We start from the raw sequence: 13,261 nt of genomic DNA, 5'->3' as shown, positions 1-13,261 counted from the left end.
TTCTATGCTCTCTCTGGGCGTATTAATCTGTACTTACGCATTTTTTCTACTAACGTAGTGCGACGCATGTTCAAATAGTTAGCAGCATGTGCGACTACCCAATCTGATTCTTCGAGCGCTTGGCTGATTAAAGCTAATTCTGTTTTAACTAAATGTTCTTTTAAGTTAATTTTCTCAGCAGGAGGAAACTCGTGATTTGCTCGCTGTAATAACGTTTCGCGCTCACTACTTAATACGCCTGTATCAATTAAGCTCATATCACCTGTACGAAAACGGCGTGGCAAGTCATCAACGTCAACAATGCCATTGGGGTATAAAATAGTTAAACGCTCAACTAAATTAGCCAGCTCGCGCACATTACCGGGCCAATTATATTGGGCTAAGCTATCAAGTGTTGCGGGTAATAAGCGCACCCCAGGTCTATGCTCCCCTTCTATTTTAGCGACTAAATCATTAAAAAGCAGATGCAAATCTTCTTTACGAGCTCGTAATGGCGGCACTTCAATAGGAAAGACATTTAAACGATAAAACAGATCCTCGCGAAATTTTCCTTCTTTAATCGCTTGTTCAAGATCTCTATGGGTTGCTGCAATAATACGTACATCAACTGTGATACTTTTATTGCTCCCTACTCGCTCAAAACACCTTTCTTGTAAAACTCGCAATAACTTAACCTGCATGGCTAAAGGCATATCACCTACTTCATCCAGAAATAATGTACCACCATGTGCCAACTCAAATCGCCCTTGCCTTGAAGTAATTGCCCCAGTAAATGCCCCTTTTTCATGGCCAAACAGCTCACTTTCTAATAATTCTGCAGGGATTGCTCCACAATTTATAGGGATAAACGGTTTTGTAGAACGCGCTGATAAAGCATGTATATTACGGGCAATCACTTCTTTACCCGTGCCTGATTCGCCTAATACTAAGACACTTGCTTCTGTGTCAGCTACTTGCCCAATTAATTTACGAACCTGACGGATTGCTTCGCTATTGCCAACTAGGCTGCGAAATAATGGCGTACGATTCTCATAAGCGATTAAATAGTCAACATTTTCTAAGGCAACCTGACATTTATGCAAAGCTTCTAAAATCTGAGTATACGTAAAAGGAAAATTAAGTATAGCAATAACGCTATTAAATTCTGCAGGCACAGTAAACGCAGGCGGCCCTATAAGAATTACTGGTAATTTGGGCGTAAAATTTTTTAATTCTTGTAAAATCTCAAGCGTAGTTTGCGGGGAGGGGCTGGCGCCAACCATTAAAATTTGCTTCTTTCGCGAATGAAGTGTAAAAGGATTGCTAATGTCTGTCCAAGAATTTGGCCTTTCTAAAAAATCTAAAATAGTAATAAGTTTATCGCGCCGTTCTTTGTTGTCATCGATTATCAATATAACATCATTGGCACGCATAAACTTATCCTTAAAGTGGCATGGCGTTATCCTTGAGTATTAGTTAATGATTCTTACCTGTCAAATAAATGACACAGCCATCTTATCTTCTTTAAATAAGCCTATATTTTCTGACTTACAGGCTTTGAAATTGACTAACGATAGCAAGTAATTTGACTAAATGCATGACAACATTCTTTACCAAAACAAAGCTTTTGGTTACCTATCGCTTTGGTGGCTGCTACATGTTTTTGTATTGAATAACTTTTTACTTGTAAATAGCCCAAACGACGACAGAATGAATACGCAGCTCGACGCCCACAACCAGTTTTACCGTCATAACACCAAGCAACCCGGTATTGATTATAGCGCGGGTAGACAAAGCGGCGATAACGATAGTGATAAGCTTTTGGCGGATTATGTAGCAAAAAGCCAACACAGCGTATGGTTTTAAACCCGTTGCACTGCCAGCCCTTGCACCGCTTAGGGCAAGAAATATAATTAGTTAAACCCACATTATGGGCTATAATTTGCTGATCAGCACGTGCATAACCCATCATTTGACAATAACGATTTGCTACTGGAAGACCGCATTTAACCCCGCCTACCATGCAATAATCTAAGCGCTGTCCATGATAATATGGTTGCCAAAAATTGCGATAAAACAGCTGGGAACGCTGTGCCGCATGAGCACTGTGCAGCATTAATAGGGTTAAAATAAATAAAAAACTTTTACGGCAAAAAAAATTCATTTTCACAGTCTCAAAATCCTTCTAATGGATGTTAATAGTTTAAAATGACATGGTCTGTTCCTAAAATATCAACCAACGAATTAATAGCTTCATCAGTTGGTATTATCCACCATTGCTGCGGTAAATTCAGTAAAGCCTGTGCTTTTTCATTTAAATATTTAATTTGTACGGCACAATGACCACGATTAGCAGATAAAATAGCTTTAACAGATGACATCATTGCTTTATCCTTTTCGCTTATTGAAAGCACTAAAGAATTAGCAAAACGCGTACGCGCCTCTGCAATAGAATAAAGCTGGCTGGCAGTCATTCTCGCATTGCCACTGAATTCATCATGCCCTATTTCACCTTCAGCAATTAGCATTTGACCTACTTGTAGTGGTGCTGCTAACGCCTCATAAACTTCGGAAAAAATAACAACATCAACTTTACCCGTTGCATCCTCTAATGACGTAATAATTAATTTCTTACCACGTTTCGTAATAATCCGTTTTAAAGAAACAATAAGACCACATATACAGGCTTTTTTAGCCGAGGAAGTATTTAAACGAATCATTGGCGTGGTGTAATTTTTAAGCTCTTCCATGTACTGCGCAGCTGGATGACCCGTTAAATAAAATCCTAATGTTTCTTTCTCGCCATCTAATCTTTGTGAGGAGGGCCAAGGTTTGCACTCGCAATAATCTTCCTCTTCTCGCGCTGATTCTTCAAACAAAGAAAATAAATCAGCTTGCCCCGTTGACTGATTTTGTTGTATTTTATCAGCCATTCTTAGTGCTTTTTCTAACGACTCAAACAGTACCGAGCGCTCAATTTGCCAATCATCCATAGCACCGCTTTTAATTAATGCCTCTAAAACGCGACGATTCACTTTACGCAAATCAAGGCGCCGGCAAAAATCAAATAAGCTTTTATAAGGGCCCTCTAGTCTTTCATTTACAATACAATTAATTGCTGATTCACCAACCCCTTTGATAGCCCCTAAGCCATATAGGATCGTTTGATCTTTAGTAACGGTAAACGTGAAATTAGATAGATTAACTGACGGTGGTAACACGTTTAAATTCATCTGCTTGCTTTCATTAATGAAATTAACGACTTTGTCTGTGTTATCCATATCAGAAGATAAGACGGCCGCCATAAAGGCAGCAGGATAATGGGCTTTTAACCATGCTGTTTGATAAGCTACAAGCGCGTAAGCTGCAGAATGTGATTTATTAAAACCGTAACCCGCAAATTTTTCCATTAAATCAAAAATATAAGTTGCTGTGTCTTTAGCTACACCACGTGCGACAGCACCATCTGTAAAAATAGCCCGCTGCTTGGCCATTTCTTCTGGTTTTTTCTTACCCATGGCGCGACGTAATAAATCGGCAGCCCCTAGAGTATAATTTGCCAAAACCTGAGCAATTTGCATGACCTGCTCTTGGTATAAAATAACACCATAAGTAGGCTTTAAAATAGATTCAAGATCAGGATGTGGATATTCAACTTTAGCCCGCCCATGCTTACGATCAATAAAGTCATCGACCATGCCTGATTGCAAAGGCCCAGGCCGAAACAGCGCAACCAACGCGATAATGTCTTCAAAACAATCAGGCTGCAGGCGATTAATTAACTCTTTCATCCCCCGGGATTCTAATTGAAACACGGCTGTCGTTTGACATGCCTTCAGTAAATTAAAGGTAGCCGTATCATCTGTAGGAATTAAGGTAATATCAACTTCTTCTTCTTGATTATCCCTTTTTTGCTGATTAACAATTTTAAGCGCCCAATCGATAATCGTTAAAGTACGTAACCCTAGAAAATCAAACTTAACTAAACCAACTGCCTCAACGTCATCTTTATCAAACTGACTCACTATTTGTTGAGAACCTTCTTCACAATAAATAGCAGTAAAATCAGTTAGTTTCGATGGTGCAATAACTACCCCACCTGCATGCTTACCTGCATTGCGCGTAATTCCTTCTAATTTTAAAGCAAGATCAATAAGCTCTTTAACGTCGTCCTCATCTTGATAACGCACCCGCAGTTCTTCTTCATCCTGTAGCGCTTTTTCAAGCGTAATGCCAATTTCAAAAGGAATTAATTTAGCTATTTTATCAACAAAGCCATAGGGATGCCCTAAAACCCGTCCCACATCACGCACCACCGCTTTGGCAGCCATCGTACCAAACGTAATAATTTGCGAAACACTTTGCCTGCCATATTTTTCGGCGACATAATCAATCACCCTATCACGGCCTTCCATGCAAAAATCAATATCAAAGTCAGGCATGGATACCCGTTCAGGGTTTAGAAAACGTTCAAAGAGTAATTCATAAAGCAGTGGATCAAGGTCAGTTATTTTAAGTGCATAAGCTACAAGAGAACCGGCTCCAGAACCCCGACCTGGGCCAACCGGTACACCATTTTGCTTTGCCCATTGAATGAAATCAGCAACAATTAAAAAATAACCTGGGAAACCCATGTTATTAATGACATCTAACTCTACTTGTAACCGTTTATCATAAGGGATACGCTTAATATTCACTTCCTCAGGCGCGTGATCACGAAAAATAATCGCCAAGCGTTCTTCTAATCCATTTTTAGATAATTGCGATAAATAACTCTCAACAGTAAAATTCGCAGGAATAGGGAAAGTGGGTAAGAAGTTATTGCCTAAATCTAATTTAACGGTACAACGCTGACTAATTTGTACCGTATTTTGTATAGCTTGTGGTAAGTCTTTAAATAAAGCAACCATATCCTCTGCTGAGCGCAAATATTGCTGCGCACTATAGTCTTGTGAACGTCTTGGATCGGCTAAGGTACAGCCCTGACGGATACATACTCGTGCTTCATGGGCGTCAAAATCATCCTGATTGATAAAGCGCACATCATTGGTAGCGACAATGGGTAAGTGTAATTCCTCGGCAATTTGTAGTATTTGTTCATTATAAAGCGCTTCATCTTTCCTACCCGTTCTTTGTATTTCTAGATAAAAACGATTAGGGAATAAATTAGAAAAATAACGAGCTAACTCATAAGCTTGTGCCTTATCATCAGCCAATAAGGCTTTACCGATAACACCTTTACAACCACCTGACAGCACAATTAAACCTTCAGAAAAATCAGCCAACCATTCATATTGAATACGCGGTTCACCTTGATGTTGTCCTTCCTGATAGGCTTTTGAAATTAAACAGGTTAAGTTGCGATAGCCGTCATTATTTTGACAAAGCAATAAAAGAGAAGAATTTATGGTAGGCTGATCTTGAAAATGACAGAGCAAATCACTGCCAATAAGGGGCTTAATACCATGCTCTACTGCTGCTTTAAATACTTTAACTGCTGCAAATAAATTACAAAAATCCGTGATAGCAATAGCATTCATGCCCCGATTAACAACTGCTTTCATCAAGGGCTTAATACAAACTAATCCATCAACTAAAGAAAATTCAGTGTGTAAACGTAGATGAACAAACTGCGAGCGCATAAGAGCATTAATCCCAAATTATAACCAGATAGAAGGTCGATTTAACAGTAAACTAAATTTCAGCTCATTAAATGTGAGTTTGAATAAAAGAAGGTAACTTTCTGCCAAACTCGCTTACCTATTGTAATGAATCCTAGTAGGTCTGGGTACCCTTTCTTTGTAGAATTAAGAAAAATTATTGTTCAATTACAATTCATTATTTTAACTATAAAAAAGCTATAAAATTTGTTATGGTTGATTGCACAATTTTGCCAATTTTTACTTAAACTAACATGGCCTGAGTGCAAGTACAAAGGACTGAAACCCGGGTTTCACGTCGTTTCACTCAGGCTACTTGCTGTTTTTAAAAGTAAGTAACAATTTCATTAAAAGTTTTTTTGTTTTTTTTTAAGACAGCATTAACTAGCTTTATCTACTCCAGTCCGAAATACCGCGGCGTGTCTACGGTATCCACACCCTGAGTGCCATTTCACTGGATACCGCAGACACGCCGTGGTAATTTGGTTGTGATTTATTCATACTAAATAAACTTAGCTTAGGCGCAGGCCCAGAGGGCCTAAACCTGGGTTTCACTTTGTTTCACCCAGGCTACATGCTAGATTGCTTCACGTTATTCGCAATGACAGTCATTTTGTATTCTTTATTCATCAAAGTAATGGAATCGAGTTATAGTAATATTACAAGATTAATACAAATTGATTTGCGAGAAACTCATGATAATTGTAATGATAAAAATTATTATCGCCCTTATTATCATTTCACTAGAAGCATTTTTATTGAGAAAATTTATCCGAACTAAAAATGAGCAACACTCATACTCAGTACCACTTAAAGCACCATCAGCCAATAATTCAAATTATCAAATCAACAAACCTACACTTCCTTTCATCGGTTCTGCTATCTTTGATTTAAAAGGACAAGGGGACACTTATTTGTTTATAGGTGGCAAGCCTAATCAAATGGATAGAGTATTTCTTTTTCAAGGTGAAAATTTTTTAGAAGTGACACATGAATTAACTTTTTCTAAACTAGCCGAGGACGCTACCTATTGTGCAATGGCAATAGATGCAAATGGCGATGGCTTAGACGATTTATTCTTAGCACGTCATAGCGGACTTTACTTTTATGAAAATCAACAAGGTCAATTTACCATGCAAAAGCTTAATATACCTATTGATAAAGATTTTATACCTATTGCAATTGCGCTTGCTGATTTAAGAAAAAGTGTGGTTGACTTAATCATAACCTACGTTAAGCCTACTTATTTTAAAAAACCAAATGCATTTAATCAAAATGCTCATAGCGCAAAAAGATTTCTTCTTAAAAATAATGGTGATAATACATTCGCCGTGGCTAAAGAATTTTAAGGTATTAATGAATAATCAATAGAATGATTTAATAAAATTCAATTTGCACTATTAATAGCAGTCATTAGCTTAAATAGATTAAATATTTCGATCATACTTAACAGGCATTGTTGCGTAGAAGAAAGCCAAGCTAGATGAGTTAAGTCTTTGCGAGCGAAGCGAAGCAATCCAGGTCGGGTGTGGTAAGGAGCACCGATCTGGATTGCTTTACCTTTACGGCGTAAAGGTTCGCAATGACAGAGTGTTTTAGCAACCACCCCAGCTATCGTAGCCCGGTTGCAAGCAAGCGGGGATTAAATCTTAGTTTAGCTAACCGAGCCCGGCTGCTAGCAGCCGGGCTACAAGGTCGCTTTGATTACTTATTTATCCATGCAACAATGCTTATCTAATATTACTTATCATTTTAGGTAATGTGCTAAATAAGAGGGGCCCGTCCCTAAATCCTATTAAAAAGATTAAAATTGCCTGGCTTATTAACTATCTAATTACTAATTGACACAATGCAGGTTAATATTTATAGCCATCAGCTATCCTACTTTTAAGCGTATTGCAAAATAGGTTGATAGAGCGAAAAAGATGGCATAATTTATATGCAAAGCACCAGGCATTAAATATTTTCCTACTTTAGGGAAAACCGCATATAAAATAGATAGTGCTGCTAAAATTAAAATTGGATTAAAAACAATCATCCAAGTTGGATAGTAGGTAGCGCCCTGCCATACTAAATAGATAAAACCAACAGACATCACTTGCATTACAAAGCGAACAATTTCTAGTAGCGTTTCCCCATAAAGCCGATAGGCACGAATAACATCTGTTAGATTGGTCAATTTCTTTTGACCTTGCATGATTGCACCAAGCATAGCTCTAGAGCTAAGCCAAGCCATATCCATAATCAAGCTATAACCTGCTAACCCTGCAACAGCAAGTGGTAAAAAGCCACCACCGGGTTCTAGCATTTTATAAAAATGCCAAAATCCGATTAAGTAAAGGGGAGCGATTAACACACTAATGAAATGGCCTGCCGTTAACCGCCGCCTAGGAATAGTGCGCATAAACTGATAAGGCTCCTGCGACCTATCGTCTTTTGCATTAAAATGCAAAAGAAATTCCCCTATTCCTACACAAATGGCAACGATAAATCCAATAAAGCCTGTAAATATAATAGCATCCATTCCTATTCACTTAGATTTAAAGGCAGGCTGTGCATTTAGACAAGAGATTGCTCATGCTCCCGCTTCTGATTAGTGCCAATCCCGTGGGTTATTGTGATTACGTGGCCGGCGAAATAAGCGTACTATAACTAACGCGAGTCCTATCAATATCAACCATGAAAAAAGAGCACTGCCAAACCCGTGCCCAAAGAAAAGGCTAGCTAATAATCCACCGAGTAAAAAACCTGTTAACCCACTTCGCCACCGGCTTGCTGTATTTTGCTTGACATAAGATTGCTTCGGTGATGCTTTATTATAAGAACTCGTTGAACGAGGAAATCCTATGGCACGGCCACCGCCAAATCGCTTAGCTGCTGCTTCATTAACAACCAAGCCAAACGAGAGAAACACAATCATTATTAATGAAAGAATCGAACGCATAGGATCACCTTTTTAGTTAAAATTAATCTTCTCATAGTAACACAAAAAGAAGCTAATTAACGCGAGTTCAACCTAAAAGCAATGAAATAGTGTTTGAGCCGCTAAACAAATATCATCTGTTAAACCAGCATTAATTAGACGTTTTTCCCCTGAACACGATGCGGATCAAATGCCTCGCGAACTGCATCAGCAAATAAATTACTAGCGAGCACTAAAATAAACATAAATAGAAAAGCTGCCATCATCGGCCACCATACGATAGGCTCACGTGCTAATTCTAAGCGCGCACCATTAATCATATTTCCCCAACTAATCGTCATGGGCGATACACCAACACCAACATAAGATAAAACGGCTTCTGCTAATACTAAAAAACTAAAATCCAATACCAAATTAATTAATACAATGGGCATTACATTGGGCAATAAATGTTTATAAAGAATTCGCCAAGCGCTACTACCTAATGCTTTTGCAGCTAAGACAAAATCAATTTCCCGAAGCTTCAATGCCTCGGCTCGCAGAATACGGCATAAACTAGTCCAGCTAGTAATTCCTAAGATTAAACACAATGCAAAAAGCCTAGCATCGGCACTTTCTTCAAGGGTTGCAAATTGTTCAGGATGATTAGCAATATAAGTTTGCATCGATAACACCGAGGCGGTAATCAGTAATACCCCTGGTATAGAACTTAACGTGGTATAAATGTATTGAATAACATCATCGATGATACCGCCAAAATAGCCAGCAGCGATGCCAAGTATGACTGCAAAAGGCAGCATAAATAGCGTGGTTAATGTACCAATAATAAGGCCAGTCCTAATACTTTTAATCGTATAATAAAAAATATCTTGGCCAATTTTTCCGGTACCAAAAAGATGAAAGTTTCGTGATAACCAGTAGCTAGACAATAAAAAAAAGAGGCAAATAAATAAGGTAATTAAGCCACAATTAAGACTTGCATTAAAATTAATCTTTCTCTTTGCAAACAATAACCAATGCAATAACCAGCCCAGTATTACTAAGATACCAAACACAATTAAGCTTTGCAGAAATGCTTTATTTAATAAATAAAAAATAAGCTGTTGTTTCGCTTCAAACGTTTTAATATTGCTTGGCACATACTTTAAACGTGGATAAATTTGTTTAGCTTGCCCATTAATAATGGCAGTTTCAGTACTATATAATGTTAGTGCTAAAGGTGCTGAGTATGTTTTTTCATACATTTGCCCAACCGGTGCAATCAATTTATCTAGAACAGAAACTACCACGCCATTATCTTCTGCATCAACTGTACGAATGTGAATGGAATCTAAAATACCAATGCTTAGAAAAAAGAATAAAATAATCCCTGCGCTTACCGCGATAGGATTATAAAATAAATAACGCCAGGAGCGCCTAACGGGTTCTTTGCGTAGGCTAACTAATAAAAAAATAAAACCTACACTTAACAAAAATAAAAACCATTGATCGGTCCAGAACAAATCTATCATTAATTCAACCTTACCCGTGGATCCGCCCAAATATAGGAGAGATCTGTTAAAATTAAACCAATGATATAAAGGACAGAGCCTAAAAAAACCATGGCCCTAACAATAGCAAAATCTTGCTGCCCAATCGCATCAATAATATAACTACCTAAACCTGGTACGCCAAAAAAAGACTCAAGGATTAAACTTCCCATAAATAAGGATGGGATAATGACAACGACCCCAGTTAAAATAGGTAACATCGCGTTTTTTAGAATGTGCTTAAAAAGTATTCGTGTTTCAGAGAGTCCTTTTGCTCGTGCTGTTTTAACGTATTCTTTATTCATTTCTTCTAAAAATAAAGTACGATACCATCTGGAGCCTGCTCCTATACCACTTAGTATTGCCACTAATATTGGCAAGGCAATAAATTTTAAGCTATCTAAGCCATTATCGTAACCAGAAATAGGAACCCAGCGTAGGATTTTACCAAAAATATATTGACCACCAATAATGTAAAAAAGACTTGAAATGGACATGAGTATAATGCAGAGCACCACACCACTTAAATCGAGGTAAGTGGAACGAAAAAAAGCCATGCCCATGGCAAAAACAATATTTACTAGCATACCAAAAATCAAAATGGGTACTGCAATAGCTAAGCTTGGCCACATACGATGAGAAATATCAAAACTAATATCTCGTCCTGCATCAGACATACCAAAATCAAATGCAAATAATTTAAGTGATTTTTGAAAAAAAAGAGTTTGGGTCAATTTTTGTAAGCCTAGCTTGGCATCATTATAAAAAAGAGGTAAATCGTAACCATGTTGCTCTTTCCACTGAGCAATGGCAGCAGGCTTTATATGTTTTTGGCCAAGCTGCATACGTGCCATATCGTCTGGGGAATTAACCATAAAAAATAAGGCGAAGGTAATTAAATTAATACCAAATAAAATGGGTAGTGCATAAAGCACTCGCCTAATAAAGTAATAAATCATAGATTCATTCTCTTAGCACGCTGTTGTTCCATTCGCTTATAAACTATAAACAAAGGCAATATAATAAGCACTAAAAAAAGCAGTAATATAGCTAACAGCGGCCATATGATAGGTTTATTCCAGTTAAGCCTCATTTGATTGCGTAAAGGCACATCAACGGCAATATATTTTAATGAATTTAAACTTATGGTGTTTGGCTTAGTTAAAGACATCCACTGTTGCGTAAGAAGAAATGTTTCCGTATTCATTCCCCAAATCCAAGGGGCATCATGTCGCACAATTTCAACCATCTCATCAATTAACTTTTGTCGCTCAGCATCATTAGGACGATTTTTCATTAAATTAAACAATTGATTATATTTAGGATTATCATAATTTGCTGCATTCTCTCCGCCATGTAACACTTTACCATTACCGCCATAGAGCATGAAGAGAAAATTTTCTGGATCAGGGTAATCAGCATTCCAACCCCAACTAAAAATTTGTGCATTTCCATTGCGCATTTTTTCTTGAAAGCGATTATATTGTGTGGCACGAATATTTAAATCAATACCAAGTTTGGCAAACTGTTTGCGCATCCAATCTAATTGGGATTTATCATCTGGCCCACCAGTAATAGGTACATCATAGTGTAAGATTAACGCCCTTCCTGTTTTTTTATCACGGCCATTTGGGTAACCCGCTTGTTTCATTAATTCCCTAGCTTCTTTAATAGTGCGTCTTTTTGCTTTTTCACTATGCCAATGGTACACATAAGGATTAATGCCATCTTTTCCTTCTTTATAACCAAATATTCCTGGTGGAATTGGTCCTTGAGCAGCAATACCTCGACCATTAAAAAAAATAGCAATATTTTCTTCATAATGAACAGCAATGGAGATGGCTTGCCTAAGCTTACGTGCCCGCTCGCTCTTACCGCCAACAATGGGATCTAACATATTAAATCCAACATAATAAATGCTGGGATCAATGGTCGTGGTTAAATGCAATTTTTTAGCTTGCATATCTGCACTTAAACTAGGTTTACCTGCAGCATTAATTTGAATAGCTTGCGCATAACTATCGGTACTAATACCTGATAAATCATAATAACCTTGTAAAAATTTATTCCACCTGGGAATCGCTTCTTTTTCTAATGTATAAATGGCTTCGTCAATAAGCGGTAATTTTTTACCTGCTGAATGAGCATAACCTACTTGTCTATCTTCAGCACTCGCATGCGCCGGAAAATATTCATTATGGAAATTAGGATTTTTAGCTAGAATCATTTGTTTGTTAGGATTATTCTCAGTAAGCATAAAGGGGCCAGTACCAATAGGATACCAATCAAAGCTTAAATTTTTATCATCCATACCTGCTTGGCTGTAAAACTTATCAGCTTCCCAAGGCAGAGGCGCAAAAAATGGCATGGCGAGCCAAAATATAAACTGTGGGTATTGACCTTTAATAGTAATTTCGAATGTATAGTTGTTTATTTTTCGCACACCACTTAATGTATAGTTTCTAAGATCAATAAACGTATGGGTAGTAGGTAATGTAGAGGCAAATTCACGAAAACCGACAATATGATCACTCATTAAACCATAAATAGAGGAATTAACGGCTGGATTTGCTAATCGTTTAATTTGATAAATGTAATCATCAGCGAGTAATTCACGTGTTCCTGTCAGCGGAAAATCTGCCAATTGCGTAATGTCATGTTCATCTAAATAATCGCTAGATAAATTAAGATAAAGAGACTGGCCTTGTTTGTCTTTTGCTAATGCTGGATGTGGCTGATACAAAATACCTGGTTTAATAGATATAGTATAAATACTATAAGCAATATCAGCAGAGCCTTGCTCGACTGGTTGTAATTGTGCGTTAACATACCTAATAGATGGCATATTAACTGCGGTCAGAGGTATAAGTTGGTAAGGCCTTTTGAAATAATCATACTGCAAAATAGGCTCATATATTTGCGAAATAAATTGGTATTCATTACTTGAATAAGAACGTGCTGGGTCTAGCGTTTTGGGCTGTTCATTAAACGAAGAATAATAAATTCTTTGTGTTGATTGCTCATTAGGATAAGGGTTATTAAACACCCAACTTAAAGCATAACTCTTACAAGCGATAAGCAAAACGAAAACAAAACTTCCTGTTAGATGCTGTTTTGCCAAAATTGCGGTCCTAGAAAATAAATCATTATAATGATCAGGTTATCATTTT

The 13,261-nt window shown here is 37.5% G+C and carries 10 protein-coding genes; 2 read left to right on the top strand and 8 right to left on the bottom strand.

Going from position 1 to position 13,261, the window contains the following annotated elements:
• Positions 1-2: 2 nt before the first annotated feature.
• The 3 genes from DYE47_RS04585 to dnaE form a co-directional block, all read right to left on the bottom strand.
• Positions 3-1,412, bottom strand: coding sequence for a sigma-54 dependent transcriptional regulator (locus tag DYE47_RS04585; RefSeq protein WP_115302135.1), 1,410 nt, complete (start codon positions 1,410-1,412; stop codon positions 3-5).
• Positions 1,413-1,546: 134 nt separating this feature from the next.
• The gene (locus tag DYE47_RS04580) at positions 1,547-2,143 is read right to left on the bottom strand and encodes a hypothetical protein (protein WP_115302134.1); all 597 of its coding nucleotides are present in this window, start codon (positions 2,141-2,143) and stop codon (positions 1,547-1,549) included.
• Positions 2,144-2,174: 31 nt separating this feature from the next.
• Positions 2,175-5,621: a DNA polymerase III subunit alpha gene (gene dnaE, locus DYE47_RS04575; protein WP_115302133.1), complete on the bottom strand. Its 3,447-nt coding sequence runs from the start codon at positions 5,619-5,621 to the stop codon at positions 2,175-2,177.
• Between the two features lie 725 nt (positions 5,622-6,346).
• Here dnaE and DYE47_RS04570 point away from each other — a divergent pair.
• Both DYE47_RS04570 and DYE47_RS15990 read left to right on the top strand, forming a co-directional pair.
• Positions 6,347-6,988, top strand: coding sequence for an FG-GAP repeat domain-containing protein (locus DYE47_RS04570; RefSeq protein WP_115302132.1), 642 nt, complete (start codon positions 6,347-6,349; stop codon positions 6,986-6,988).
• 233 nt (positions 6,989-7,221) lie between these two features.
• Positions 7,222-7,377 carry a hypothetical protein gene (locus tag DYE47_RS15990; protein ID WP_160149843.1) on the top strand — a complete coding sequence of 52 codons (156 nt, stop codon included), beginning with the start codon at positions 7,222-7,224 and terminating at the stop codon, positions 7,375-7,377.
• A 138-nt stretch (positions 7,378-7,515) separates the two neighbouring features.
• Here DYE47_RS15990 and DYE47_RS04565 read toward each other — a convergent pair whose 3' ends face one another.
• The 5 genes from DYE47_RS04565 to DYE47_RS04545 form a co-directional block, all read right to left on the bottom strand.
• A complete protein-coding gene (locus DYE47_RS04565) occupies positions 7,516-8,163 on the bottom strand; it encodes a DUF6796 family protein (RefSeq protein WP_115302131.1) in 648 nt (215 codons plus the stop codon).
• A 69-nt stretch (positions 8,164-8,232) separates the two neighbouring features.
• Complete coding sequence (locus DYE47_RS04560; protein WP_115302130.1) at positions 8,233-8,583, bottom strand: DUF1517 domain-containing protein; 351 nt, start codon at positions 8,581-8,583, stop codon at positions 8,233-8,235.
• Positions 8,584-8,717: 134 nt separating this feature from the next.
• Entirely contained in the window at positions 8,718-10,073 is a 1,356-nt protein-coding gene (locus tag DYE47_RS04555) for an ABC transporter permease (protein ID WP_115302129.1), read from the bottom strand.
• Positions 10,073-11,050 carry an ABC transporter permease gene (locus DYE47_RS04550; RefSeq protein WP_115302128.1) on the bottom strand — a complete coding sequence of 326 codons (978 nt, stop codon included), beginning with the start codon at positions 11,048-11,050 and terminating at the stop codon, positions 10,073-10,075. The genes DYE47_RS04555 and DYE47_RS04550 overlap by 1 nt, the downstream gene beginning before the upstream one ends.
• Positions 11,047-13,212, bottom strand: coding sequence for an ABC transporter substrate-binding protein (locus DYE47_RS04545; RefSeq protein WP_165482026.1), 2,166 nt, complete (start codon positions 13,210-13,212; stop codon positions 11,047-11,049). Before DYE47_RS04545 ends, DYE47_RS04550 begins: the two co-directional genes overlap by 4 nt.
• Positions 13,213-13,261: the final 49 nt, after the last annotated feature.

The organism is Legionella beliardensis (assembly GCF_900452395.1).
GTDB classification, from domain to species: Bacteria; Pseudomonadota; Gammaproteobacteria; order Legionellales; family Legionellaceae; genus Legionella_C; species Legionella_C beliardensis.
This window is presented reverse-complemented; position numbering and strand designations above follow the sequence as displayed.